22 protein-coding genes, 1 tRNA gene and 1 pseudogene are annotated in these 26,463 nt (G+C 64.8%); 15 read left to right on the plus strand and 9 right to left on the minus strand.

What is annotated here, in order from left to right:
- Window positions 1-139: 139 nt before the first annotated feature.
- The 9 genes and pseudogenes from HWY37_RS31105 (at window position 140) to HWY37_RS34940 (ending at window position 9,503) form a co-directional block, all read left to right on the plus strand.
- A complete protein-coding gene (locus tag HWY37_RS31105) occupies window positions 140-1,486 on the plus strand; it encodes an MFS transporter (RefSeq protein WP_175209706.1) in 1,347 nt (448 codons plus the stop codon).
- A gap of 41 nt (window positions 1,487-1,527) precedes the next feature.
- Window positions 1,528-2,244, plus strand: a complete 717-nt coding sequence (locus tag HWY37_RS31110) for an antibiotic biosynthesis monooxygenase family protein (RefSeq protein WP_175209708.1) — start codon at window positions 1,528-1,530, stop codon at window positions 2,242-2,244.
- 30 nt (window positions 2,245-2,274) lie between these two features.
- Window positions 2,275-3,243, plus strand: coding sequence for a PDR/VanB family oxidoreductase (locus HWY37_RS31115; RefSeq protein ID WP_425485059.1), 969 nt, complete (start codon window positions 2,275-2,277; stop codon window positions 3,241-3,243).
- Window positions 3,244-3,336: 93 nt separating this feature from the next.
- A complete protein-coding gene (locus HWY37_RS31120; RefSeq protein WP_175209710.1) occupies window positions 3,337-4,428 on the plus strand; it encodes a M14 family metallopeptidase in 1,092 nt (363 codons plus the stop codon).
- Window positions 4,428-5,519, plus strand: coding sequence for a M14 family metallopeptidase (locus tag HWY37_RS31125; protein ID WP_176090587.1), 1,092 nt, complete (start codon window positions 4,428-4,430; stop codon window positions 5,517-5,519). The genes HWY37_RS31120 and HWY37_RS31125 overlap by 1 nt, the downstream gene beginning before the upstream one ends.
- Window positions 5,520-5,608: 89 nt before the next feature.
- Window positions 5,609-5,875 carry a transposase gene (locus tag HWY37_RS31130; RefSeq protein WP_176090588.1) on the plus strand — a complete coding sequence of 89 codons (267 nt, stop codon included), beginning with the start codon at window positions 5,609-5,611 and terminating at the stop codon, window positions 5,873-5,875.
- Between the two features lie 72 nt (window positions 5,876-5,947).
- Window positions 5,948-7,690 carry a GGDEF domain-containing protein gene (locus HWY37_RS31135; RefSeq protein ID WP_176090589.1) on the plus strand — a complete coding sequence of 581 codons (1,743 nt, stop codon included), beginning with the start codon at window positions 5,948-5,950 and terminating at the stop codon, window positions 7,688-7,690.
- Between the two features lie 199 nt (window positions 7,691-7,889).
- Window positions 7,890-8,420 (plus strand): annotated as a pseudogene (locus HWY37_RS34935) (MCP four helix bundle domain-containing protein); the annotation flags it as partial.
- 234 nt (window positions 8,421-8,654) lie between these two features.
- On the plus strand, window positions 8,655-9,503 hold the full coding sequence (locus HWY37_RS34940; protein WP_425485060.1) for a methyl-accepting chemotaxis protein: 849 nt from the start codon (window positions 8,655-8,657) through the stop codon (window positions 9,501-9,503).
- A gap of 165 nt (window positions 9,504-9,668) precedes the next feature.
- On the opposite strand, the gene HWY37_RS31145 is transcribed toward HWY37_RS34940, so the two are convergent.
- The 6 genes from HWY37_RS31145 to mnmC form a co-directional block, all read right to left on the minus strand.
- Window positions 9,669-9,744 (minus strand) — tRNA-Lys (locus HWY37_RS31145).
- A gap of 134 nt (window positions 9,745-9,878) precedes the next feature.
- A complete protein-coding gene (locus tag HWY37_RS31150) occupies window positions 9,879-10,676 on the minus strand; it encodes a MetQ/NlpA family ABC transporter substrate-binding protein (protein WP_175209721.1) in 798 nt (265 codons plus the stop codon).
- A 56-nt stretch (window positions 10,677-10,732) separates the two neighbouring features.
- On the minus strand, window positions 10,733-11,386 hold the full coding sequence (locus HWY37_RS31155) for a methionine ABC transporter permease (protein ID WP_042796433.1): 654 nt from the start codon (window positions 11,384-11,386) through the stop codon (window positions 10,733-10,735).
- A complete protein-coding gene (locus HWY37_RS31160; RefSeq protein ID WP_175209722.1) occupies window positions 11,343-12,431 on the minus strand; it encodes a methionine ABC transporter ATP-binding protein in 1,089 nt (362 codons plus the stop codon). Before HWY37_RS31160 ends, HWY37_RS31155 begins: the two co-directional genes overlap by 44 nt.
- Before the next feature lie 200 nt (window positions 12,432-12,631).
- The gene (locus HWY37_RS31165) at window positions 12,632-14,857 is read right to left on the minus strand and encodes a glycoside hydrolase family 31 protein (RefSeq protein WP_176090590.1); all 2,226 of its coding nucleotides are present in this window, start codon (window positions 14,855-14,857) and stop codon (window positions 12,632-12,634) included.
- A 272-nt stretch (window positions 14,858-15,129) separates the two neighbouring features.
- A complete protein-coding gene (mnmC, locus tag HWY37_RS31170) occupies window positions 15,130-17,001 on the minus strand; it encodes a bifunctional tRNA (5-methylaminomethyl-2-thiouridine)(34)-methyltransferase MnmC2/FAD-dependent 5-carboxymethylaminomethyl-2-thiouridine(34) oxidoreductase MnmC1 (protein WP_176090591.1) in 1,872 nt (623 codons plus the stop codon).
- 141 nt (window positions 17,002-17,142) lie between these two features.
- On the opposite strand from mnmC, the gene HWY37_RS31175 reads away from it, so the two are divergent.
- Window positions 17,143-18,018, plus strand: a complete 876-nt coding sequence (locus tag HWY37_RS31175; RefSeq protein ID WP_176090592.1) for an inositol monophosphatase family protein — start codon at window positions 17,143-17,145, stop codon at window positions 18,016-18,018.
- A 6-nt stretch (window positions 18,019-18,024) separates the two neighbouring features.
- Here HWY37_RS31175 and HWY37_RS31180 read toward each other — a convergent pair whose 3' ends face one another.
- Window positions 18,025-19,725: an AMP-binding protein gene (locus HWY37_RS31180; RefSeq protein ID WP_175209585.1), complete on the minus strand. Its 1,701-nt coding sequence runs from the start codon at window positions 19,723-19,725 to the stop codon at window positions 18,025-18,027.
- A gap of 75 nt (window positions 19,726-19,800) precedes the next feature.
- Between HWY37_RS31180 and HWY37_RS31185 the strand changes: the two genes are divergently transcribed.
- Complete coding sequence (locus tag HWY37_RS31185; protein ID WP_175209586.1) at window positions 19,801-20,997, plus strand: M20 aminoacylase family protein; 1,197 nt, start codon at window positions 19,801-19,803, stop codon at window positions 20,995-20,997.
- A gap of 3 nt (window positions 20,998-21,000) precedes the next feature.
- Here HWY37_RS31185 and HWY37_RS31190 read toward each other — a convergent pair whose 3' ends face one another.
- Entirely contained in the window at window positions 21,001-21,894 is an 894-nt protein-coding gene (locus tag HWY37_RS31190) for a LysR family transcriptional regulator (protein ID WP_175209587.1), read from the minus strand.
- A gap of 120 nt (window positions 21,895-22,014) precedes the next feature.
- Between HWY37_RS31190 and HWY37_RS31195 the strand changes: the two genes are divergently transcribed.
- The 4 genes from HWY37_RS31195 (at window position 22,015) to pagP (ending at window position 25,789) form a co-directional block, all read left to right on the plus strand.
- Window positions 22,015-23,094: a YeiH family protein gene (locus HWY37_RS31195; protein ID WP_246302458.1), complete on the plus strand. Its 1,080-nt coding sequence runs from the start codon at window positions 22,015-22,017 to the stop codon at window positions 23,092-23,094.
- A 107-nt stretch (window positions 23,095-23,201) separates the two neighbouring features.
- Window positions 23,202-23,612, plus strand: a complete 411-nt coding sequence (locus tag HWY37_RS31200; protein ID WP_042796428.1) for an acyl-CoA thioesterase — start codon at window positions 23,202-23,204, stop codon at window positions 23,610-23,612.
- A 10-nt stretch (window positions 23,613-23,622) separates the two neighbouring features.
- The gene (gene mgtE / locus HWY37_RS31205; RefSeq protein WP_176090593.1) at window positions 23,623-25,095 is read left to right on the plus strand and encodes a magnesium transporter; all 1,473 of its coding nucleotides are present in this window, start codon (window positions 23,623-23,625) and stop codon (window positions 25,093-25,095) included.
- 139 nt (window positions 25,096-25,234) lie between these two features.
- Window positions 25,235-25,789, plus strand: a complete 555-nt coding sequence (gene pagP, locus HWY37_RS31210) for a lipid IV(A) palmitoyltransferase PagP (protein WP_176090594.1) — start codon at window positions 25,235-25,237, stop codon at window positions 25,787-25,789.
- 14 nt (window positions 25,790-25,803) lie between these two features.
- Here the strand turns inward: pagP and HWY37_RS31215 are convergent, their stop codons facing one another.
- Window positions 25,804-26,415, minus strand: a complete 612-nt coding sequence (locus tag HWY37_RS31215) for a gamma-glutamylcyclotransferase (RefSeq protein ID WP_176090595.1) — start codon at window positions 26,413-26,415, stop codon at window positions 25,804-25,806.
- Window positions 26,416-26,463: the final 48 nt, after the last annotated feature.

The following is a 26,463-nucleotide window of genomic DNA, read 5'->3' on the forward strand; positions in this document are numbered from 1 at the left end:
TATATAAGGAAATGTTTTCACCGCAACACAAATTCTGTCTTTTTCTTATTCTATGGCATCCGTATAGTGCCCGCGAAGGGGGAGCCCAAGGCCCGGAACCACGGACCGCCCCCCCTTTCAACAGACACAAGGGGAAACCATGTCTATCGCAATCGCAGCGGCAGCGCCCGACGCGCTGCACACACCCTCCATGCGCCGGCGGGTCATCGCCGGCACCACCATCGGCAACGCGCTCGAATTCTTCGACTTCACCGTTTTCACTTTCTTGATGCTGGTGCTCGGGCCCCTGTTTTTCCCCGCCGCCTCCGGCTACGGCCAATTGCTGCTGACCACCGCCACCTTCGGCGTGGGGTTCCTGATGCGCCCCGTGGGCGGCATGCTGATCGGCTCCTATGCCGACCGCCACGGCCGGCGCGCGGCCATGACGCTGACGTTGTGGATGATGGGCCTGGGCTGCGGCCTGATCGCCATCGCCCCCACCTACGCCCAGATGGGCATGGTCGGCCCGGTGATGATGGTGCTGGCTCGCCTGATCCAGGGCTTCGCCGCAGGCGGGGAAGTGGGCGCCTCGACCACGCTGCTGGTCGAGCACGCGCCCCGCGGCAAGCGCGGCTTCTATGCCAGCTGGCAATACGGCAGCCAGGCTCTCGGCGTCATGCTGGGCGCGCTGGTCGTGACGTTGCTGACCGTTGGACTCAGCACTGAACAAATGCAGGCCTGGGGCTGGCGAGTGCCGTTCGTCATCGGCATCCTGACCGTGCCCATTGGCGCATACATTCGCCGGAATCTCGAAGAAACACTGACGGTCACCCCTCCCGCCTCCAGGCAGTCGCACTCCGCCGGACTGCCCCGCTCCGCCGCGCACCAGCCCTTGCGCAGAGTGTTCGCCGAACACAAGGCCACTGTCCTCAAAGGCATCCTGCTGGTGATAGGCGGCATGGTAAGCACACAGATACTCAATTTCTACATCCCTACATACGCCAATCGGGAACTCGGCCTGCCGGCCTCCTCCACACTATCGGCCAGCGTCATATTCGGCGCCATCGGCTTTGTGGGCGCTCCGTTCATCGGAATGCTGGCTGATCGCTATGGGCGCAAACGCGTGATCTTCTGGTCTCGCATCGCAACGCTTGCCATCCTGCTGCCCGGTTTCCAATGGCTGATGGCGGCTCCCAGCTCCGAACGGCTGATGTTGCTCACCATTGCATTCGCGCTGCTGGTCGCCCTCCAGTCGGCGCCGGCGTTCACGATGCTGCCTGAACTCTTTCCCAAGCATGTGCGCACGACGGGAATGTCAGTGGTGTACGGACTGGGCATATCCGTATTCGGGGGCTTCGCGCAATTCTTCGTGACCTGGCTGCTGCATGTCACTGCCAACCCTATGTCCCCCGCGTGGTTCCTGATGGTTGCAACAGCACTATCCACGCTGGTGTTGTTCTGGATAGATGACCGCACCCACGACGACATCGACGCACAGACCGTGTGATTGCAGCACGGATTGAAGCGCTGTCCAACGCAGAGGATCAAATGAAAATTCCGGCAATGCAGTCAACGCGAACCGTGCTTGAAAGCGGCTTCAAGATCACCCCCGGTAAAGAGAACGGCTTCGCCCTTTTCAATGATGCGCTACACCCCGTCGCGATAAGCCAGGATGGCTTTGAATCGGTATACGGCGGCGAAATCCTGGATTCGGCCTGGCGATACGTGGGAGCTCGTTTTGCCAGCGCCGAGCAAATGGACGCCTGGCATAACCACCCGCGCCACAAGGCTGCCCAGAAGGCCGCCTACGACCGTTGGTGGACAGCGGTTTACATGCGCAAATGGCGCGAACCTGCTCCCGGTGAGGTCATGGAGGGCAAGGTCATGACCGAAACCCGCTTGGCCGTTCCCGCCCCATTGTCCGACGCGAATCTTCGAAACCTGAAGGAAATCCTGGCAGGCCTGGCGGATAGCGGCGCATCCCCCTTCGAAACGCTGACCGGCGAGTATGAAGCGCAGCCCTATCAGCTTGTCGGCCCCGGCGAAACCTCGCCGGAAACGGGTGGCGTCTCCTATTTGTTGATTACCCATTGGCCAACCCCCCAGGTCGCCAGCGCCTGGCAAGAAACACAGGCATACAGGGCACTCCAGGACATGGGCACCGTCACCTCCGAGACATTCATGTCCATGCCTGAAACCCGCCCTCGGGATCACCTGCGCGAAGACAAATTGCAACGTCAGTGGACGCTTGAAAGCCAGAGATAAGCCGTGGCATCCACAGATGCGCACCAAACCATGCAGCACGAGGCAAATGCAATGCAGGTCCAGGTCCAATCCATCCGTCACACGGCACGCGACATCGTCGCAGTCGAACTCGTGTCCCCTGAGGGCGCTGATATGCCGGCTTTCGACGCCGGCGCGCACATCGACGTGCAGTTGCCAGGAGGACTCGCGCGGCAATACTCGATCTGCAATTCGCCGCAGGATCGTTCGCGCTACGTAATAGGAGTGCTCAAAGCCCCGGAATCCCGAGGCGGGTCTCTGGCAATCCACGCACTAAGGCAGGGCGACATCATCCAGATTGGCACGCCACGCAATCAGTTCGCACTTGTGCCCCATGCCCGGGATTCCATATTGATTGCAGGAGGGATCGGTATCACGCCGATTCTCTCAATGGCAGAAGCGCTATCCGCCGAGAACGCTTCGTTTACGCTGCACTACTGCGTGCGCGATCGTAGCCAGATTGCTTTCCCGGAGCGTCTCGCATCCTCCTGGCTGGAAACCAAGGTTTTCATCCATGTGGACAATGAGCCCGCCAAGTCCAAGCTTGACCTGAAAAAGCTCTTGAGCCACGCAGCAAACGACGTCCACCTCTACGTATGCGGGCCTGGCGGCTTCATCGAATGGGTGCTCGATAGTGCAAGAAGCCTGGGTTGGCGGGAAGAATGCCTGCACCGCGAGTTCTTCTCCCCCGCCGAACCTCAGCAGGAAAACTCGCCGCCATTCCAACTTGTGCTAGCGCGTTCCGGCCTGCACGTTTCGGTCGGATCCGGCCAGACCACCTTGGCCGCGCTGCGATCCGCAGGGATAGACATTCCTACCGCCTGCGAGCAAGGCATTTGCGGCACCTGCCTGACGCGAGTGGTCGAAGGCGTACCGGATCACCGTGACATTTATCTCAGCGACGAAGAGAAGGCCAGCAATGATCAATTTCTTCCGTGCTGCTCTCGGGCGAAGACGGAACTTCTGGTCATTGATCTTTGACGACCCTGATGCTGTAGCAATCGCACTTTCAACGGTGGTGCTGTTCTGGATAGAAGACCGCACCCATGATGACATCGACGGCCAGGAGGCCAAATGCAGTCCAGCTCCAGCTATTTTTCCCGCAGCTACGAAGAAGCGCGCCATCGTTTCGTGCTGGCAGCCAAGCCGCTTGCCACGCGCTTTCAGTCCTACGTGATCGAACCCACTGGCCGTTCGGGCGAAGCGCTGGCCACCGATGTCGCGCTGATTGGGGCTCCCGATGCGGAACGGCTTCTGATCATGACCTCCGCCACGCATGGCGTGGAAGGCTTCTGTGGATCGGGCTGCCAACTGGCGCTGCTGGACGACGCCGCCATGCTGGAGCGCGCGCGCAAAGCCGGCGTGGCCCTGCTGCTGGTACACGCGGTCAATCCATACGGATTCTCCTGGCTTGCGCGCACCAACGAGGACAACGTCGACCTGAACCGCAATGACCAATCCTTCGACGGGCGGACCTTGCCCCTGAATCCAGGATACGCGGAAATACACGAGCTGCTCCTCCCCGCGGAATGGCCCCCATCCGCCTCGAATGCCGCGCGCATCGAAGCCTACATTGCGGAGCACGGACCTGCGGCCTTCGCGCAAGTCGTGACTCGCGGACAGTACACCCACGCCGACGGCCTGTTCTATGGCGGGAACCATTTGACGGCATCGCTGACGCATCTGCGCCACGCCCTGCAGCAACATGGCAACCGCAGCAAGCATATAGGCTGGATCGACGTGCACACAGGCCTGGGACCGCGCGGACACGGAGAAAAAATCTATGCCGGACGCCGCGATGCGGCCGCAGTCGCCCGCGCGCGACAATGGTGGGGCAGCGACATTGCCATTCCCTATGAAGGCAGTTCGGCATCTGCGGACATTACGGGTCAATTGGCGGGCCTGATCTACCAGACCTGCCCCGATGCCCTGCATACGCCGATGGCGCTGGAGTTTGGCACCCTGCCCTTTGCCTCCATGATTGAAGCGCTGCGCGGCCGCAACTGGCTGCATGCGCATCCCGAGGCGGAAGACGCTGTCCGCGACGCAATACTGGACGCGACATTGAAGGCGTTCTACTGCGACGCGGCCGATTGGCACGGCATGATCCTGGGACAAAGCCGGGTTGCCGTGCTGCAAGCCCTCACCGGCCTGCAGGAGGCCTGATGCGAAACAGCACAAGCTATTTTTCTCGCAGCTACGCCCAGGCGCGCGAGCGTTTCGCCCTGGCGGCCAGGCCCCAGGCGAACGTGTTCCGCTCCTATGGCATCGAACAGATTGGCAGCGAAGGTGAAGCGCTGGCCACCGATGTCGCCTACATCGGCGACCCCGACGCCGACCGTCTTCTGATCATTACCTCTGCCGTGCTGGGAGTGGAAGGGTTTTGCGGCTCGGGTTGCCAACTGGCGCTGCTGGATGACGCCGCCATGCTGGCCCGCGCCCGCGAAGCCGGCGTGGCCCTGCTGCTGGTGCACGCGGTCAATCCTTACGGCTATTCGTGGATTGCGCGCACCGACGAATGCAACATAGACCTGAACCGCAACGGCCTGCCCTTCGACGGACGACCGCTGCCGAAAAATACGGAATACGCGCGGATACATGACTTTCTGCTGCCCCAGGAATGGCCGCCCACGCCAACCAATCTGCAGCTGATCGCCCAATACATCGCCGAACACGGCCAGCCCACCTTCGCGCAGGCCGTCTCGCGCGGACAGTACACGCACGCCGACGGGCTGTTCTATGGCGGCGATCGCCCGGCGGCTTCGCTCCTGAATCTGCGCCGCATCCTGCACGAGCACGCACGCACGCGCACCCATATCGGCTGGATCGACGTCCACACGGGTTGGGGACCCCGCGGGCATGGCGAGAAGCTCTACGCGGGCCGCCACGATGACGCCGAAATTGCCCGCGCTCGCCAGTGGTGGGGCAGCGACGTCACCGTCCCCTATCAGGGAAATTCAGTATCGGTCGACATTTCCGGACAGCTCGCCGACCTGATTTACCAGGCCTGCCCTTTGTCCATACCGACAACGATGGCCATCGTTTTCGGCGCCGTCCCCTTCGATTCCATGGTGCATGCGCTATGCGGCAGAAACTGGCTGAATGCACACCCCGAGGCGTCCGATGAATTACGGCGAAGCATTCTGCAGGCCACGCTGGACGCGTTCTATTGCGACGAGGCAAGCTGGCAGGGCATGGTGCTGGGACAGACTCGGGTAGCGGTGCTGCAGGCGTTGCGAGGATTGCAAGCCGCTTGAACCCGCGAGCAACTTGGCTCGCGTCAGTCTCCCCCGCCCGCGGACAGGAAGGGACAAGAATTGCAACGAGATTCAGAGGGGTATACAACATGGATCGATCAGGCTTCACGGAAGAGCAGATCAGGCAGGCACTGAAGCAGGCGGCCCAAGGCACGCCGATTTCGGAGATCTGCGGAAAAATGGGGATAGGCGCGGCAGTTTTCCACTCCTGGAAAGTGCATTACGAGGGCTTAGCCCATTACGAGTTGAAGTTGTTGAACAGGCTCGAAGACGAATGCAACCGGCTTGAACGCCTGATCGCGATCCTGGCGCTCAACAAGGTAATCCTGCAAGACTCGCTCGGCGCAAAGGAATAAAGATTCCTCTGCGCGAGGCACGCCCCGCAACGCCACACGTGCGTTGAAATCTCCCTGGTTCAAACGTCCCGCTTGAAATCCCTCAACCGCTACACGCTGGCGTATGTCGTCGGCGTACTGATTCCCGTCAGTGCGCTGATCGTCATCCAACTCAATCACAGCTGGCACGCCCACGCCGCCGCCCGCGATGCCACGACGAGCCTGCGTGTCGTCCATGGCACGCTGGACGCAATGGCGGCCGTCCTGATAGAGCGCGGATCCATGAACGCCGCGCTGATAGAAGGACAGCCCGTGCCTTCCGACAGGCAACATGAACTGTTGCTCGCACGCAATGCCAGCGACGGCAAGATCGCTGATCTGCTGGAACTGCACCGCACGCGCAACTGCAACAGCTGCCGGGACGCGCGTCCCGCCATCCGGCATATCGCGCAAAATCTGACCCAGCATCGAGCCCGAGCCGATCAACTCATCGCCACGCCCCGCGCCCTGATCACTGCCAGGGATCTCAACGATGTGGTGGTAATCATGGCGGGACTGATTCCTGCCCTGGAAGAGACCGCTCTCGACAATTCTGCCGTTGTGATCAGCAACGAAGTGGAAAGTCCCGGCCTGATGACCATTGCCATGCTAGCGGCGGGCCTGCGCGAGCAAGCCGGCTTGCTGGGGTCCGGCTTCATGCCGGCCCAGGCCCAGCGCAGGTCTCTCAGCGAAGCGGAAGCGCAGCGCATCGAACAGCAACTTGGCCGCATCGCTCAACTGCGCGCTTTGCTCGAAGTGCAGCTCACCACCCATCCGGACCTTGAAACCCGCGCCTATCCACGGGTTCAGAATGAGTACTTTGGCTCGGGCCTGGAGTACATCGCCCGGTTGCGCCACATGCTGCTTTCAAGCGCCGGCGCGTCGGAGTCCTCGGAGGGACTGCAAGAGCAGTATGTCCCGCTGATGCAGTCCATTGTCGACTTCCGCGACGAAGTATTGCATCAGCTCGATAGGCAGTTGCGGCGCCAGAGCAACTGGGCCCTGACCGAGCTGCTCACGACCACAGCAGTCGCCATCGTGCTGCTGTTTGCCGCCACCTGGGGATTCACCAAATTCCGCTGGCGCCTGATACGTCCTTTTGTCGTGGCCACCGACATCATCAACTCCATCACCGCGGACGGCGTCTTCGCGCCGATCTCCGCAACCGGCTATCGCAAGGAAGTCCGCGGTCTGTTTGACGCCATCCAGAAGCTGAAGGAAAACGCCGTCGCAAAGTCGCGCACTGAGCATGAGCGCGAACGGCTCATCGCGGACCTCGCGGCCATGGCTGAAACAGACTTCCTCACCGGCTTGCTGAACCGGCGCGCATTTCATGCGCGCGCCGAGTCCTTGTGCGCAAGCCTGGACGAAACGGAACAGTTGCTGACCCTGATCGTCTTCGACATAGACCACTTCAAGCGCATCAACGACTCCTACGGCCACGCCGGTGGCGACACCGTGCTGGTAGCCGTGGCGCAGGCGTGCCACCAGAACTGGCGCCGGTCCGATATCGTCGCGCGCATCGGCGGCGAGGAATTCGCCGTGCTGTGCACCGTGCGCAGCGCGGCGCAGGCCAGCGCGATGGCGCATGGCATGCGCCGCCGCATCGAGCATCTGGCCGTGCCGCTGGATGGCAACATCATCGCATCCATTACCGGCAGCTTTGGCGTGGTCTGCGCGCCAGCCTCGGACGCCGGCAATATCGAAACGCTATTGAAGAAAGCAGACGAACTGCTCTATCGCGCCAAGGCCGCGGGCCGCAACTGCGTCGTGGCGCAAGCTGACGACGTGGCGTAGTCCTGCGCTGACGTCGAGCGCGCGGACGCTATCTCAGAGCGCGCACTGCGGTCGCTATCAACATCAAGAAAAGTACTCACTAGAAAAAAATTCCTGTCTTTTTACACGGGCATGGTCTCCGTATAGTCCAAGACAGCCGAGCCGAACTCGGCAGTTCCATCTTGAAAGCGAAAATGAAATGAAACCTTCAAACCTGAAGATGCGTACTCGCCTCGCCATGGGCTTTGCACTGATCATGGCGGCCTTGTTGCTGGCCGGCGCTCTGGGCATGTACGGAATCCAGACGCTTGAACAGGAGGTCTACGAGATCACCGCCATCAACAACGAGGAGAGCCGTCTGGCAACCGAGATGCGCTTCGAAGTTCAAGAACAGGCCATCGCCATTCGGAACATTCTGCTTCTTACGGATCCGAACGTGCTGAAGGCCGAGGTAAGTCGGGCGGCCGAGGCAGAAAGGCTATACAACGAATCGCGTGACCAGCTGGGAAGCATGTTCGCAAGCAGTCCGACCACCACCGGCGATGAAAAACGTCTCTTCAGCGCAGCCAGCGCCGCCCAGCAAGCCGTGCGCTCGATGTTCGAAAAAGTGCTGGCGGAAGGCATGTACGGAAATCGCCAGGATGCGCAACACATGCTGGAAGAAGAATTGCGGCCCAAGCAGCGGATCTTGCAGGAAACCCTGTCGAAGCTCGCTTCGCTCGCGGCCCAACTCAACGAGGAGCGGGCAACCTCCACCCGAGCCCTTGCTGACCGGCTGCAATGGGCAATGGCATCGACCATCGCGGTCGCGCTGCTGCTTGGCGTGTTCGCCGCCTATCTCACGGCGCGCAGCGTCTTGCGCCAATTGGGCGGCGACCCGGGCGAGGCGCAGCTTCTTGCGGTCACCATCGCCGATGGCGACCTGACCAACCGGCTGCAACTCGATCCGCGCTATGACCACAGCTTGATGCACTCGCTGGAAGGCATGCGCTCGCGTCTTTCAAGAATCGTGGACGCGATCAAATCGTCGGCCGAGTCCATCTCGACCGCGGCGAGTCAGATTGCGCAGGGCAATGCGGACCTGTCGCATCGCACCGAGGAGCAGGCGGCATCCCTCGAGGAAACCGCGGCCAGCATTGAACAGCTGACATCCACCGTGCAGCTGAATCAGGAAAATGCGGCGAGCGGCGACGACCTGGCTTCCGAAGGCGCCAAAGCGGCAGAAAAGGCTGGTGGCGTCGTGTCGGAGATGTTGGCAGCCATGACGGAAATTTCCACCAACTCCGAGAAGGTCGGGAACATCGTTTCCCTGATCGAGAGCATTGCATTCCAGACAAACATACTCGCGCTCAATGCGGCGGTGGAAGCCGCGAGAGCCGGAGACCAGGGCCGAGGCTTTGCCGTGGTGGCCGGCGAGGTCCGCGCGCTGGCTCAACGCAGCGCCACGTCTGCCAGAGAGATCAAGGATCTGATCGAGACTTCCACTTCCGTGGTCCAGTCCGGCAGGCAACTCGCCGAGCGCGCGGGGCGCGACATGGATGAAGTGGTGACGGCGGTGATGCGCATGAAGACGATCACCGGGGAAATCGCCACCGCTTCGCGCGAGCAAGCCATCGGCATCGAACAGGTCAATGTTGCCATCGCCCAGCTGGACTCCGTCACGCAGCAAAACGCGGCGTTGGTCGAGGAATCGGCCGCGGCGGCGCATTCAATGGCGGAACAGGCGCGTGATCTGCTGCGGGCGATTGAAGTGTTCAAGACGGCCTCATCCGCTGGCTTGCGGCATGTGCCGATGCCGGAACCGGCGCGTATCCAATTCGCGGCGTCCACTTAGGGCCCGGCCCTTCCTTTGGACCGCCCTCCCCTTGGAACGTGGTGATACCGTTGGAACGTGGCGGGACCAAAGGGACCAACACAAAGCCCGCCGCCAAATAAAAAACGCCGCTAATAAGCGGCGTTTTTTATCCAATACTGCATGAGCAGCACCGAGAAATTGGGGTGGTGGGTTGTGCGAGACTCGAACTCGCGACCAACGGATTAAAAGTCCGCTGCTCTACCGACTGAGCTAACAACCCGACCGAAGCCAGAAATTATGGCTTATTTGACGCCGGTTGTCAAAAATTGATGCGACAACTTTATCCACACCGCCACACTCCATGGAAAACGGCCGCTCGCGGCGGCCGTTCCTGAGGCTGAGGCGGCCCCGGGATTACCAGGCGGCCACCACGGCGCCCTTGTACTTGGTTTCGATGAACTGCTTCACGGCCGGGCTGTGATAGATGCTGATCAGCTTGGCGAATTCGGGGCGGTCCTTGTCCTTTTCACGCACGACCAGCACGTTGGCGTACGGCGAGTCCGGCGACTCCTGGGCGATGGCGTCCTTGGCCGGGTTCAGGCCCGCTTCCAGCGCAAAGTTGGTGTTCACCGCCGATGCGTCGGTGTCGTCGAGCGAGCGCGGCAGCTGGGCAGCGTCCAGTTCGATGAAGCGCAGCTTCTTGGGGTTCTCGACCACGTCGATCGGGGTTGCCTTCAGGCCGACGTCGGGACGCAGTTTGATCAGGCCATTGGCTTGCAACAGCAACAGGGCGCGGCCGCCGTTGGTCGGATCGTTCGGCAGGGCGATGCGGGCGCCTTCCTTCAGTTCGGACAGCGACTTGATCTTCTTGCTGTAGATGCCGATGGGGAAGATCACGGTTTTGGCGATACTGACCAGCTTGTAGCCGCGGTCGGCGTTGGCATTGTCCAGGTAGGGCTGGTGCTGATAGCTGTTGGCGTCGAGGTCGCCCGAGGACAGCGCCACGTTGGGCTGCACGTAGTCGGTGAATTCGATGACCTGGATGTTCAGGCCCTGCTTGGCGGCTTCCTGCTTCACCACATCAAAGATCTGGGCGTGCGGGCCGGCGGTCACGCCGATCTTCAGCGGCTTGTCCTGGGCCAGCGCGGGCTGGGCGAATACGGCGGCGCCGAGTGCGAACGCGGCCAGCGACTTCAAAACCTTGATGCTCATGTTGCGATATCCCGAATGTCGGAAAGTGAGGAAAAAACGTGGCGACGCCGGCAGGATCAGCGGTGCGAAATGCGGCGCACGTAGCGGTCGCCCAGGCTCTGGATCACCTGGACCAGCACGATCAGCACGATGACCACGGCGGCCATCACGTCGGACTGGAAGCGCTGGTAGCCGTAGCGGATGGCCAGGTCGCCCAGGCCGCCGCCGCCGATGGCGCCGGCCATGGCCGAGTAGCCGATCAGGCTGACGACGGTGACAACCGTGGCGGCGATGAGGCCGGGCAAGGACTCGGGCAACAGCACCTTCATGATGATCTGCATCGGCGATGCGCCCATGGCGCGCGCGGCGGTGATCAGGCCCGGGTCGACTTCGCGCATGGCGTTTTCCGCAATGCGGGCCATGAATGGAATCGCAGCGACCGACAGGGGCACGATGGCGGCGGTAGTGCCGATGGAGGTCTGCGCAACCAGCCGCGTGAACGGGATGATGGCGACCATCAGGATGACGAACGGCACCGAACGCGTGGCATTGATCACCGCGCCGAGCACGTGATTGACGGACTGGTTCTCGAGCATGTTGCCGCGCGCCGTCACCGTCAGGATCACACCCAGCGGAATGCCGATGACGACTGCGATGGCGCTGGCCACGCCGACCATCAGCAGGGTGTCAAGCAGCGACGTAATAAGCAGGTCGATCAGTTGCGGACTCATGAGCTATTTCTTCAACGGTAATGTCACGGGCGGCCAAGGCCGCGATCGCGTCCTTGATCGCGGCGGGCGCGCCTTGGGCCAGCACGAACATCGTGCCGACGGCCACGCCCTGGATGTCTTCCACGCGCGCCTGGATCAGGCCTACGTCCAGCGAATATTGCTTGTACAGGTCGGACAGGAACGAACCCGACGCGTCGGTGCCAGTCAGCTGCAGGCGCAACAGGCGCACGGCCTGGCCTGGCTTGGCGGCCGCCAGCGCCTGGATGCGCTCCTTGACTGCCGCCAGCGTGGCGTCGGTCAGGTCGGACGCGGTCGCGGCCGACACCATGGCGCGGGTCACTTCGTGGCGCGGCTGCGCGAACACTTCGCGCGTGCTGCCAATTTCAACGACTTCGCCTTGCGACAGCACGGCGACGCGGTCGCAGACCTCGCGCACGACTTCCATCTGGTGCGTGATCATGACTACGGTCACGCCGGTCTTGCGGTTGATGTCGCGCAGCAAGGCCAGGATGTTGTGCGTGGTTTCCGGGTCCAGCGCGGATGTGGCTTCGTCGCTGAGCAGCACGTCCGGATTGTTGGCCAGGGCGCGAGCGATGCCGACGCGCTGCTTCTGCCCGCCGCTGATCTGGCTGGGATAGCGGTCGCGCAGATGCTCCAGGCCCACCAGCGCCAGCAGGCGTTCGACGCGGGCCGGAATCTCGGCCTTGGCCACGCCGGCGATTTCCAGCGGCAGCGCGACGTTGCCGTACACCGTGCGGCGCGACAGCAGGTTGAATCCCTGGAACACCATGCCGATGCGGCGGCGCTGCTCCCGCAGTTGCGCTTCGTTCAGGCCGGTCAGGGACTGGCCGCCTATGGCGATCGAGCCTTCGTTGGGCCGCTCCAGCAGGTTGATGCACTGGACCAGCGTGCTTTTACCGGCCCCGCTGGGACCGATGATGCCGAAGACCTCGCCCTGCTCGATATGCAGGTTGATGCCCCGCAGCGCCTGGAATTGTCCGTGCGGCGTGGCATAGGTCTTGGATAGGTTCTCGATGTGAATCATGGCAAGCGATTTTGTATCTTTTCTCTTCTATAGAGAACGACAGTTTCTTTCATTTTTAATAACTACAAGTAATATAAAAGCCCGAATCCGCGCCCGATGGGCTTCCACGCGGGATGCCTGTCAAAACGCGGAAAGGGCAGTCAGGAAGCGGAGCCTCCCTGACTGCCCATTTTTACAGGCGGACCGGCCGCAGCCGGTTTTCAGCGCGCGCGCGAGATACGGACTTCCGCGCCGCGGCGCTTGACCTCCAGACCCTCGGACGGCGAAATGCGCAGGCCTTCCAGTCCCTTGATGTAGCTGGAGCCCTGCATCTGCATCACGCGGATCTTGTTGCGCATGACGACCGGGTTGTGCACCGGCATGCCGAACATCCAGACTTCGTCCAGGATGCGGGCGGAGTTGAACTCGCCCGTGTGCTGCGCCGCCGGTCCGAGACAGAGCATATGTCCTTCGCGGCCAAACACCGGGAACTGGCCCAGTTCGCAATCGATGGTCCAGGTGGTGCCGCCTTCGTAGCGGTGCCCCGTATTCAGGTCCCACCAGGCTTCGCCCTTGGGCAGGTACACGCGCACCTGCTTGCCGGGTTCCGTCACCGGCGCCACCAGCAGGGCCGGGCCCAACAGGTATTGCAGGTCCCAGTCATGCGCATGGGGGTCGTTCGGGAACGACATGGCCATGGAACGCTGCACCGGCAGGCCGGTGCGCGCCGAGTCTTCGATGGCGCCCAGCACATAGGGCACCAGGCGGTAGCGCCATTGCATCCAGGTCTTGGCGTGCGCCAGGGTTTCTTCGCCGAAGTCCCAGGGCATCAGGCCGTCCACGCCCTGGAAGGCGAAGTTCGACGAGAACACGCCGGCGGTCAGCCAGCGCAGATACAGCTCGGGCGTCATGCCGGCGCGGTCATGCGTGGCCGACCCGATGCCGTGCACCTGCACGGGCAAGCCACTGGCGCCGATCGACAAGGCGGTGCGCAGGGTATGGCGCAGGCCTTCCCAGGTGTTGTCGACCTGCGGGCCCACCTGCCACGGCAAGCGCTGCGCGGCGGGGAACAGGTCGGAACTGGGCACCACGCCTTCCGGCGGGACCTTCAGGCCGGCGACCGCGTCGAACAGCGCGCGGCGCACCAGCAGCGGATACATGCTGCGCAGCGCGGGGCCGGTTTCGCCGTTGCGCGCCGTCACGCCGTCGGGGATCGCGATCTGGGCGTCGCACGCGGGCGCGTCCAGGCCGTCTTCGACCAGTTGGCGGTGGCGTTCCACCCACAGGTTGTAAATGTCGCGGTAGGTCAGGTCCAGCAGGCCATAGGGCTGCCCCGAGGTGGCAGCGTTGCCGTCGAACACCTGGGCCGAACCGTCGTCCTTGGTCAGCAGCCAGCCGCGGTCTTCCAGTTCCTCGAACAGCGGGCTGGTCTTCAGCACGCCCGGGAAGCCGGAGGCGGCCACGTGCACGTGATGCTTATGGAAGAGCGCCAGCATCTGCTTGGCGTCCGGGAAGCGCTGGGCGTCCCATTCGAAAACCGTCTTGTCCGACTGGAAGCCCCAGGCTACCGGCTGCGCCAGCGTCACGGCGTCCACCGGGATCTGGTTTTCGCGCATGCGGGCCACCAGGGCCACGGTCTGCGTGGGCATCTCGCCCGGCGCCTGCTGCAGCCACGCGCCCATCGCCCACAAGGACGGCTGGCCGGCACGGCCGGTCAGCGCGGTGTACTGGTTGAGGATTTCCGCGGGTTCGCCGGCGAACAGGAACAGGTCCAGCACGGCGTCGTCCACCGTCAGCACGTAGGCGGCATCCGCGGGGGCCACGCCCACCGAATGCTCGACGCGGCGCATCGTGTTGACGTAGACGCCCCAGCCGCGCGGGCTCCATGCCAACGGCAGGGCGCGGTGCTCGGGATCGTCGGAAACCACGGATTCCTCGCGGCGGTTCAGGTCGCCCGGGGTTTCACCCAGGCCGAACACGCGTTCGTCCGCCTGCAAGGTGAAGCCGGCCGTCCAGACGGCGTCGTCGGCCTGGTCCAGCGCGTTGTGCCCGAATGCAGGCGTATGCGCGGATACCTCGGACTCGAACACCCGCTCGTCGTTGCGGTAAATCGCGACGCGCACGGGGTTGGACTGGATTTCCAGGACAACGTCGCCCTGGGAGATCCGCCAGCCGTCGCCGCCCTCGCTGGGAGCGATGGTGGCTTCGCCCACGGCCTCTTGGCGCGCGAGCAGCATTTCCGCCACGGCGCGGGCACGCGCGCCGGGCTTGTCATCGTTAAGCTGATTAGCCTCGCCGCAGCGCAGGCGAAAGACGCCAGGCGCATGCGCCTCGACTACCAGGTGCAGCCCATCGCCCGCGTCGAAATCGATGCGACTGGGGCGGGACGTCAGCAGCTCGACGTTTTCGAGCTGGGTAGTATGGGCAAAGTCGAACTTGGGCGGCACAGAGCATCCCCCGGCTTAAGCCAAAAACCATCAAAAGACGCTATTTTGACGGATTTGGGCTTTGAAATAAACTCGGTCCCTCTTTTGGACATCAATCTCATCCATAAAAGGGGTCTAAAGCCTTCGGCCAGCGCCCCGCGGGCGTAGTGGCCCAAGAGCCGCCAAAATGCCAAGTCTGGGGCCAACTCAGGCCAATTTGGCGCCAAATCCTGGCAATTCCTGCCATTCTACGCCACCTGAAACAAGCCTCCGGGGATCCTTCCCGCTTTTTTTCATCGTGGCGAAATAAGTTGCGCCAGGTCCGTTTCCAGAGGCGACGGTTCGCCGGCAAGACGCGCGGCGATCAGGTCGCCCATCAGCGCCGACCACGACAGTCCCCGCGACGCGTAGCCGATGGCCAGCCACAGGCCGGACGCATGCGGCAGTTCGCCCACCGCCGGCAGACGCCCCGGCAGCACGGCCCGCCACCCCGCCCAGCCCTGCAGACTGCCCGGCTCCAGGGCCTCGAAGTCTGGAAAACCGCCGCCCAGCAGGCCCGCCGCCTTGTCCAGGGTGACGCGTTGGCCTTCGGCGCCGATCCGCGCTTCGGTCGCGCCATGCACATAGGTGCTGCCCGCCACGCAGCCCACGCCCACGTCGGGCAACAGATAGCCCTCCCCGCCGACGATGCAGCGGGGGCCTCCGCCCAGCGCCGCCGCGGGCACCAGCGTCACCTCGCCAGCCAGCGCGTGCATCTGGGCCACGCGTGGCAGAGGATCCAGCAGGCCGCTCTCGGCCAGCACGGCTCGCGCGCAGGCGGCGTTGGCCAGGATGACCGTATCGGCCCGCGCCAGCTCTGCCCCGGCCGCGTCCCGGACGCTCCAGCCCGCCCCGGCCCTGTCGACCCGCGCCACCTTGCCAGGCAAGACCGTCACCCCATCCGCGGCCAGCAGGGCCTCGATCAGCAGGTCCGGACGCACCAACATGCCCTGGCCGAAAAACACGCCGCCCCGGGCCAGCGCCAAGCCGGCCAAGGCGCTGGCTTCGTCACGGTTGACCTGGCGCACCCACTGCTCGGGAAACGCCAGCGCCTCCAGGGTGCCCTCCAGGGCCGCGGACCGGCCCGCGTCCCGCTCCAGCTGGACCGTGCCGCAGACCGTGGGAGCCGCGCCGGCCGGCAGGCCTTGCCAGCGCGCCAGCGCCCGCTGGCTGCCAGCGCGCGACAGGCGAGCCCGCCCGTTGTCATCGCGCGCCACCACGGGCGTCAGCGCCGCGGCGACGTGCCCCGCATGCGCCGGGGCCCCTTGCGCCCGGCCCCCGTCCACCACCGTCACGCGCCAGCCGCGCAGCGCCAGCGCCTGGGCCAGGCCCGCTCCGGCCAGCCCCGCGCCCACCACCACGGCATGGCGTGAGCCGGCGTCCGGGCTGGCCGCAGCCTCGCCGCCCGCCACAACCGCCATGGCCACCGTCATATGCCATTTGCCGCCATAGCCTGGCGCGCGCCGGGCGTCGAAACCGGCCTCGCGCAAGGCCGCGCGCAGCTCGCCAGTGCAAGCCCAGGTGGCCAGCGTGGCGCCCGGCGCCGCCAGCTTCGCCAGATCGCGCAACAGGGGCAGCTCCCACATGCGCGGATTACGCTCGGGTGCGAAGCCGTCCAGGAAAAACGCGTCCGCCCGCACGTCCAGGCGCGGCGCCAGGATCTGCGCGTCGCCAAAACCCAGGGTCAGCGTGACGGCGCCGCCGTCGAATTCCAGCCGATGCAGGCCAGGCAACAGCACCGGCCATTGCGCCGCCAGTTGTCGCCCGAGGCCGGCCAGCGGCGCGGGCGCGTAGCGTTCCAGCAGCAACGCCAGGTCCTCGCGCGCGAAGGGATGCCCTTCCATCGACACCATGTGCAGCGCGGCGCTGCGCTGCGGATCGTCCCGCCACGCCTTCCACAGCGCCAGGAAATTCAAGCCCAGGCCGAAACCCGTTTCGCAGACAGTGAATGCGCTGCGTCCGCGCCAGCGCTCCGGCAGGCCGTTGCCGCGCAGGAAGACGTGCTCCGCCTGTCCCAGGGCGCCCGATGGCGAGTGATAGACATCGCCATAAGCGGGACTGTAAAGCCTGCCCTCGACATCGAATTCAGCCTGGGCGGGAGTCAGCGGAACATAGGTAACAGACATGGAAACGGCTGCAACAAACAGAATGGAAACCAGCGCGGATTATCGGCTGGCGACGGCGGTACGTTGGCTGTACACCACGCAAACCGGCGGTTTCGCGCCTGGGCCACGGGTTTGACGCATACATGGGCTTACACTGATTTCATGGATACTTACGATCAGCCCCGCTCGCAAGCCTCGCCCATCGACCTGTGCGCCGCGATCGACGCAGCCGTCACAGCGGCCCATGCTGGCGCAGCCATCCTGCAATCCTACGCGCATCACCGCGTGGATCTCGTGATCGACCGCAAGGCGCGCAACGATCTCGTGTCCCAGGCCGACCGCGAGGCGGAGGCCGCCATTATCCAGGAGCTGCAAGCGCGCACGCCCAAGTTCGGCATCGTCGCCGAAGAGACCGGCGGCAAGCCTCAGGGCAGCGCCACCTGGTACATCGATCCGCTGGACGGCACCACCAATTTCCTGCACGACATTCCGCACTACGCGGTATCGATCGCGCTGATCGCCCATGCCGGCACCGCCATATCCGCCACCGAAACGCTGGCGGAAGACACCCCGGTGGTGGGCGTGGTCTACGACCCCAGCCGCGAGGAGCTCTTCACCGCGGTCTACGGGCTCGGCGCCTGGCTCAACGGCCGGCGCATCAAGTGCTCGCGCACGCCGACCATCGAGGACGCGGTCCTGGCCACCGGCTTCCCGTTCCGCGATTTTTCGTTCGCGGCGCAGTACATGCCCATGCTGCACGACGCCATCAATCGCGCCCGCGGCGTGCGCCGCATGGGCGCGGCCGCGCTGGACCTGGCGTGGACCGCCTGTGGCCGCTACGACGGCTATTGGGAAATGGGCCTGGCGCCGTGGGACGTGGCCGCCGGCACGCTGATCCTGCGCGAAGCGGGCGGCGCCTGCTCAGACATGCACCAGACGGACCCCTGGCCCATCGGCGGGCGCGTCGTGGCGGGCAACAAAGCCATCGAACGCGCCTTGCACGAAATGATCGCGCCGCACCTGGACAAGCAGGGCTGACGGCCGCTAGGCCGCCGTGCCCGTGGGCGCGGCGGCGACCGCGTCGGGACGCAGTTCGCGGCGCAAGATCTTGCCCACGTTGCTCTTGGGCAGTTCATCACGGAATTCCACGTAGCGCGGACGCTTGTAGCCCGTGAGCTTTTCCCGGCACCAGTCCTGGATCTGCGCTTCGGTCAGCGTGGGATCGCGCCGCACCACGAACACCTTCACCGCCTCGCCCGAGTGCTCGTCCGGCACGCCGATGGCCGCGCATTCCAGCACGCCCGGATGCTGCGCCACCGCCGCCTCGACCTCGTTCGGATAAACCTTGAAGCCGGACACGGCGATCATGTCCTTCTTGCGGTCGACGATGCGGGTGTAGCCCTGCTCGTCCATGATGCCAATGTCGCCGGTGCGGAAATAGCCGTCGGCCGTCATGGAATTCCGCGTTTCCTCAGGCTTCTGCCAGTATCCCAGCATGACCTGCGGCCCGCGGATGCCCACCTCGCCGCGCTCGCCCAGCGGCACTTCGCGGCCTTCGTCGTCCAGGATGGCCACGTCGGTCGACGGCAGCGGCAGGCCAATGGACCCGGAGTAGGCCGTGGCATTGGTGGGATTCACGGTCGCCACTGGCGAGGTTTCCGACAGGCCATAGCCTTCGATAAGGGGCCGGCCCGTGATCTTCAGCCAGCGTTCGGCGACCTGCTGCTGCACCGCCATGCCGCCGCCCAGGGTCAGCCGCAGGCCGGAAAAATCCAGGCGCGCGAAATCGTCGTTGTGCGCCAGCGCGTTAAACAGCGTATTGACGCCGGGAAACACATTGATGGGCACCTTGCGCCACGCGTTGATCAGCGAGGGCTGGTCGCGCGGATTGATGATGAGCACATTGCGCATGCCCGCATGCAGGCCATACAGCCCACACACCGTCATGGCGAACACATGATACAGCGGCAACGCGCTGATGATGGTGAGCTGCTGCCCCGCCAGGTCGTGCACCACGGGCTGCGCCACCGCTTCCGTCTGCAGCACGTTGGCGGTCAGGTTGCGGTGCGACAGCATCGCGCCCTTGGGCACGCCGGTGGTGCCTCCGGTGTATTGCAGCACCGCCACATCGTCCATCGACAAGGCCGGTGGCGTGAAGGACTGGCGCGCGCCGTCGCGCAGCACGTCGGGCAGCATGCGCGCGCCGTCGATCCGCCACGCGGGCACGATCTTCTTCACATAGCGGGCAGCCAGGTTGACCAGCGGCGCCTTCAAGCCGCCCAGCAGGTCGCCGGGGCCGGTCACGACGATGTGCTTGAGCTGTCCGCGGTCCGCCACGCCTTGCAGCGTATGCGCGAAGTTCTCCAGGATGACGATGACCGACGCGCCGCTGTCCAGCAGCTGCCGCTGCAGCTCTTCGGCGGTATAGAGAGGATTCACGTTGACCACGACGAGGCCCGCGCGCAGCGTGCCCAGCATGCTGACCAGGTAGGCGGGCACGTTCGGCATCATCAATGCCACCCGCTCGCCCTTGGGCAGGCCCAGGCTTTGCAGCCAGCCCGCGAATGCGCGCGCATGGGCGTCCAGCTGCGCGTAGGTGATGTTGCTGCCCATCGCGGTAATGGCGATGCGCGAGGCGTACTGCTTGCAGGCCCGGTCCAGCAAGTCAGTCAGGGAGGCATAACCCTCGGTCGAGATCTCCGCCGGTACCCCCTGCGGATAATGGGCAAGCCACGGACGCGTCATGGTAGTTGTCTCCATTAAATTGATTTTTGATTGATGATACCCTTGTTGCGTTCCCTTATTTCGCCCGAGAGCTCCATGAAACTGCTCGAACCCATCGTCGCGTGGCAACACGACATTTCCAAGATCCGACGCGATATCCACGCGCATCCTGAACTGGCTTTCGAAGAGTTCCGCACCGCCGACGTGGTCGCGGCGAAACTCGAGGAATGGGGCATCGAAATCCACCGCGGCCTGGGCGGCACGGGCGTGGTCGGCATCATCCGCGGCAAGCTGCCGGGCGACCGCGCCGTGGGCCTGCGCGCCGACATGGACGCGCTGCCCATGCAGGAGGTCAACACCTTCGCGCACGCCAGCACGAATGCCGGCAAGATGCACGCCTGCGGCCACGACGGCCACACCGCCATGCTGCTGGCCGCCGCGCAATACCTGTCCCAGCACCGCGATTACGCCGGCACGGTCTATGTGATCTTCCAGCCCGCCGAAGAAGGCGGCGGCGGTGCCAAGCGCATGATCGAAGACGGCCTGTTCACGCGCTTCCCCATGGAAGCGGTGTTCGGCATGCACAACTGGCCCGGCATGAAGCCCGGCCAGTTCGGCCTGACCGCCGGCCCCATCATGGCGTCCAGCAACGAGTTCTCCATCATCGTGAAGGGCAAGGGCACGCACGCCGGCATGCCCAACCTGGGCATCGATCCCGTCATGGCGGCCGTGCAGCTGGCGCAGTCGCTGCAGACCATCATCACGCGCAACCGCAATCCGCTGGATGCGGCGGTGCTCAGCATCACGCAGATCCATGCCGGCAGCGCCGACAACGTCGTGCCCAACCACGCCGAATTGCGCGGCACCGTGCGCACCTTCACGCTCGACGTGCTGGACCTGATCGAACGCCGTATGGAAGAGATCGCGCGCCACACCTGCGCGGCCATGGATTGCGAAGTGGAGTTCAACTTCCAGCGCAACTATCCGCCCACCATCAACCACGCCGAGGAAGCCGCGTTCTGCGCCGACGTGCTGCGCGACATGGTCGGCGAGGCCAATGTCAACGACCACGTGCAGCCCACCATGGGCGCGGAAGACTTCGCCTTCATGCTGCAGGAACTGCCCGGCTGTTATGTCTGGATCGGCAACGGCACCGGCGAACACCGCGACAGCGGCCACGGCCTGGGCCCCTGCATGCTGCACAACGGCAGCTACGACTTCAACGACGAACTGCTGCCGCTGGGCGGCACTTACTGGGTCCAGCTGGCGCTCAAGCGCCTGGCCAAGGCCTGATCCCTAGACGCCTTCCGCCGCCCCGACCGCCAGGCACATCGCCAGGAAGCGTCCGGCGGCGCGCGCGGCGGCGTCCGCATGCGGCACCAGGATGCTCAGGGTCCGCGTCAGCGGCCTGGGCAACAGGCGCAACGCCGCCAGCGCCCCATCCTCGTGCCGCATCGACATGACCGACACGAAGCCCACGCCCAGGCCGGCCCGCACCGCCTGCTTCACGCCTTCCACGCCCGCCAGCTCCAGGCCCACCGACGGCGCCAGCCCCGCGTCCGCGAAGGCGCGCTCCACCAGGCGCCGCACGCCCGAGCCGGGTTCGCGCATGATCAGCGGCGACGCCGCCAGGTCGCGCAAGGTCACTGCGCCCTTGCCCGCCAGCGCGTGATCGGCGCGCACCACCGCCACCACCTCATCCTGCCGCCACGCGTGCACGGCGGTATCCGCGGGCAGGCCGGCGGGCACGTCACCCTCGATGAAAGCGAGGTCCAGGGCCGGCAGGCGTTCGACGATTTCGCGCGTGTTGCCATCGGACAAGTGCAGGCTGACCGCGGGAAACGCCTGGCGGAAATCGGCCACCAGGCCGGGCAGCAGATAACTGGCGGGGGTGGTGCTGGCCCCCAGGCGCAGGTCGCCCGTTTCCAGCCCGCGCCACGATTCGCGCACCGCCTGCGCCTGCCGGTACACCTGGCGCAATTGGCGCGCCTGCTCGGCCAGGCGCTCGCCGGCTTCGGTCAGCGCGATGCCATGGCCGCTGCGGCGGTATAGGGGTTCGCCGAACCACTCCTGCAGCATCCGCAGTTGGCCGGACACGGCGGGCTGCGACAGGTGCAGCAGCTGCGCGGCGCGGCTGATGTTGCCGGCGTCGGCCACGGTGGCGAAGGTGAGCAGCTGATCTGGAGTCATGAGGATAAATTATCAGAATTTCTGATATTACATATCCGAAATAAAGATTTTTCAAATAGTAGGCGGGAATTTAATATTTCGTGAAGTTATTTGGATATGCCTCTCCCAAAAGGCCAGCCCATGAGTACCTCCACCAGCACCGCCGTTCCCCTCTCCTCCGCTCCCGCCGCCCCTGCCCCTGCCGCCACGCCCTGGCGCGACAAGCTCAACGGCGTGCTGTTCGTCGGCCTGATGGCCGCCGCCGTGATGCAGTTGGCTGACCTGCCCGCCATCCGCCAGCTGGGTTTCTCGCCCCTGGTGGTGGGCATCGTCTGCGGCATGCTCTACGGCAACTTCCTGCGCGGCACCATGCCGGCCGACTGGGGCGTGGGCGTGAACTTCACGGCGCGGCGCCTGCTGCGCATCGCCGTGGCCTTCTACGGGCTGAACATCAGCATCCAGCAGATCGCCGCCGTCGGCCTGCCCGGCCTGGCCGTGTCCGTGGCGGTGGTGGTCGGCACCCTGCTGATCGGCACCGTGGTGGGCCAGCGCCTGCTGGGCCTGGACCGCGACACCGCCATGCTCACCGCCGCCGGCAGCGCTATTTGCGGCGCCGCCGCCGTGCTGGCCTTCGAACCGACGCTGCGGGCCGCTCCTCACAAGAGCGCCGTGGCCGTGGCGACCGTGGTGCTGTTCGGCACCCTGTCCATGTTCCTCTACCCGGTGATCTACCACGCCGGCTGGCTGAATTTCGACACCCAGGCGCTGGGCATCTATATCGGCGGCACCATCCATGAAGTGGCCCAGGTCGTCGGCGCGGCCAGCAATATCGACCCCGCCACCACCGAGGTCGCCACCATCGTGAAGATGACCCGTGTAGCGCTGCTGGTGCCGGTCCTGCTGATCCTGGGCATGTATCTGCGCAGCGCCGCCTCCCACGCCGGCGGCCAAGGCAAGGGCGCCAAGCTGCCGATCCCCTGGTTCGCGGTGGGCTTCCTGGTGCTGGCCATCATCAACTCGCTGAACATCATCCCGGCCGATGCCGTGGCCGCCATCCGCCGCCTGGACGTGTTCGCCCTGACCATGGCCATGACGGCGCTGGGCATCGAAACCCGCTTCGCCCAGATCCGCAAGGCCGGCCCCCGGGTGATGGCGCTGGGCCTGATCCTGTACGCCTGGCTGCTGGTCGGCGGCTACGGCATCGTCAAGCTGGCGACCTGATCCCCCGCCCGCCGCGGCTCCAGCGCCGCGGCGGGCTTTGAGCGCGTACGCCGCTGTCGCGTTTTTCCTGCATAATCGGCTGGTTCCCTAGCAGTGGAGTCGGCCGCATGACCTCCAGCACCAAAACCCCTTTCACGACCTTGCCCGCCGATCGCGACGCGGTGTTGCGCGTCATGCCGATGCCGGCGGACGCGAATATCCACGGGGACGTGTTTGGCGGCTGGATCATGTCCCAGGTCGACATCGCCGGATCGATCCCCGCCGCGCGCCGCGCGGCCGGACGGGTAGCCACGGTGGCGGTCAACGCCTTCCAGTTCAAGGAACCGGTGTTCGTGGGCGACCTGCTCAGTTTCTACGCATCCATCATCAAGACGGGCACGACGTCGGTCACGGTTTCCGTCGAGGTCTACGCGGAGCGCCAGCGCCTGGACGCCGAGATCGTCAAGGTTACCGAGGCCACGCTGACCTACGTCGCCACCGACGAAGCGCGCCGCCGTCGTCCCCTACCCACTCTTTGAGCCGTAACGCATGACGCAGTCCGCCGCCGCGCAGAAACCGCCCGCGACGCCCCGCCGCCTCGACCCGGAAGACGCCCAACACGCCCTGGCGGAAGTGCAGGAACGCCTGCGCCGCCAGCAACTGGTCGCCGACCTGGTGCATCGCCAGGAAGAAGGCGACTCCAAGGCCTCGCTGGTCGAAGACCTGGTGCACCGCCAGCACGAGGCCGAACTCAAGACCCTGCTGGACGGCCTGCATCCGGCCGACATCGCTTTCATCCTGGAGTCGCTGCCCAAGGACGAACGGCAAGCTATCTGGAAGCTGGTCAGCCCCGAGCACGACGCCGACGTGCTGCTGGAAGTCGAAGACTGGGTGCGGGAATCGCTGATCGAGGCGATGGACCGCCAGGACCTGGTCGCCGCCACCGAAAGCATGGACGCGGACGAGCTGGCCGACCTGGCGCCCGACCTGCCGCCCGACGTGGTGGCCGAAGTCCAGAAGGGCCTGACCGAAGAAGAGCGCGCGCAGTTGCTGGAGGCCATGGGCTATCCGGAAGACAGCGTGGGCGCCATCATGGACTTCGAAATGGTCCGGGTGCGCGAGGACGTGACGCTGGAAGTGGTGCTGCGCTACCTGCGCCGCCTGCATGAACTGCCCGACCACACCGACCAGATCTTCGTGGTGGACCGCCAGGACAAGCTGCAAGGCATCCTGCCGCTGGCCAAGCTGCTGGTCAGCGAGCCCGAGACCGAGGTGAGCGCCGTCATGAATTCGGACTTCCTGGCGCTCAACCCGCTGGATTCCGACGCCGACGCCGCCGGCGCGTTTGAACGCTACGACCTGGTGTCCGCGCCGGTCATGGACGACCAGGGCCGCCTGATCGGCCGCGTCACCATCGCCGACGTGGTCGACGTGATGCGCGAGGACTCCCAGGAACAGGCGCTGTCCCGCGCGGGTCTGCAGGAAGAAGACATCTTCGCCCCCGTCGCCACGGCGCTGCGCAACCGCGCTCCCTGGCTGCTGTTCAACCTCTGTACCGCCGCCACGGCATCCTTCGTGGCCTCCCAGTTCGAAGGCACGGTCAGCCAGATCGTCATCCTGGCGTTCCTGATGTCCATCGTGGCCGGCATCGGCGGCAACTCCGGCAACCAGACCATGACCCTGATCATCCGGGCCCTGGCCATGGGCCGGATCACCGGCCGCAACCTGTGGCAGCTGGTCAAGCGCGAGCTCTTCGTCACCCTGATGGTCGGGCTTTGCGGCAGCCTGGTCGCCGCCCTGTTCGCCTGGGCGATCTCGCATTCGCTGTCGATCGCGCTGGTGATGATGGCCGCCATGATCTGCAACATGCTGGTCGGCGCGTCGGTGGGCGTGCTGGTGCCGATGGTGCGCGCCCGTTTCGGCAAGGATCCGGCGATGGGCTCCTCGGTGCTGCTGACCTTCGCCACCGACTCGCTGGGCTTTTTCATCTTTCTGGGCCTGGCGACGATTTTCCTGCTGTAGCCCGGGCGCAACAGCGAAAAGCGGGCTTTCCCCCTTGCGCGCCTGTGCCAGGGGGATATGACAGCTGTTTGACAGGGAGGTTTACGACCATTCCATTACAGTAATGGGATTGTCATCCTCACCACATCCAGCGCCCACAATGACCGCAAGATTCCGGGCAGCGATTCTTTGCCTGCTGCTCGCCACCTTCGCCGCCACCGCCCAAGCCTGTGACAGCATGCCCTCCTGGGCGAAGTCGGCCTGTAACCGCCTGGACCAGATCTGGACCGAGGGCGGCAACGACCTCTACATCACGGGCTACTCGTGGCACAACCGCGCCACCTACAGCAAAGAGAAGATCGACAGCTTCAACGAGCTGGCCTGGGGCGGCGGCTACGGCCGCAGCATCTATGACGAGGACGGCGACTGGCAGGGCCTGTACGCCATGGCCTTCCTGGATTCCCACAGCAAGGTCGAACCCATCGCCGGCTATGGCTTCCTGAAGATCGGGCGGGTCAGCGAGAACTTCCGGCTGGGCGCGGGCTATACCGTCTTCCTGACGGCGCGCCACGACATCATGAGCTACGTGCCCTTCCCGGGCATCCTGCCGCTGGTGAGCGCCAGCTACAAGGACACGATGCTCTACGCGACCTACATCCCGGGGTCCGCGGGCGCGGGCAACGTGCTGTTCATGTTCGGCCGCTGGCGCTTCTGACGCGCCCCCAGGCCTCAGAAGGCCTGGCCCAGCCTGCGCACCAGATCGCCCAGGCGCCAATCGTCGATGCCGTGAGCGCGCAAGGCGCGCTCGGTCTCGACGACGTAATCCAGGCAAGGTCCCGAATGCCCGACGGCATTGCGCACCGACGCCAGCAGGCGGTCGTCGCTGAGACCGGCCGCGTACTCCTGGCAGGCCCGGTTCAAGAGGAACACCAGTCCGCGCACCGGCGCGGCTTCGGTATGGCAGGTAAGCCAGCGGGGCGAATAGGCGCCGGTGACCATTTCGCGGCGCCACAGGGCCTGGAACACCGCGGGCACGTCGCAGGCGGCAATCTGGAAAACCACGCCGCGGCAGCAGCCGCCGCGGTCCAGGCCGAACACCAGGCCGGGATTGTCGGGCGACCCGCGATGGTCATGCGACCACAGGCATAAAGAGCGGTGGTAGCCGCGCACCGTCGCCAGCCGGCGCTCGCGCCAGGTGAAGCCGGGATGCCAGATCAGGGATCCGTAGGCGAATACCCATAAATCGTCGACGCCATTCCAGCCGGCCAACAGGTCATCCACTGAAAGCGCGCGCGACGCTTGTTCCGTACCGGCGCAGCCGGCGGGCACTGCCAACGACATAGGGTCCTCTGATTTCCCGATTCATCCCATGACGGGAATGGTGCTTAT

Source organism: Achromobacter anxifer, from assembly GCF_903652925.1.
GTDB lineage: Bacteria > Pseudomonadota > Gammaproteobacteria > Burkholderiales > Burkholderiaceae_B > Achromobacter > Achromobacter anxifer.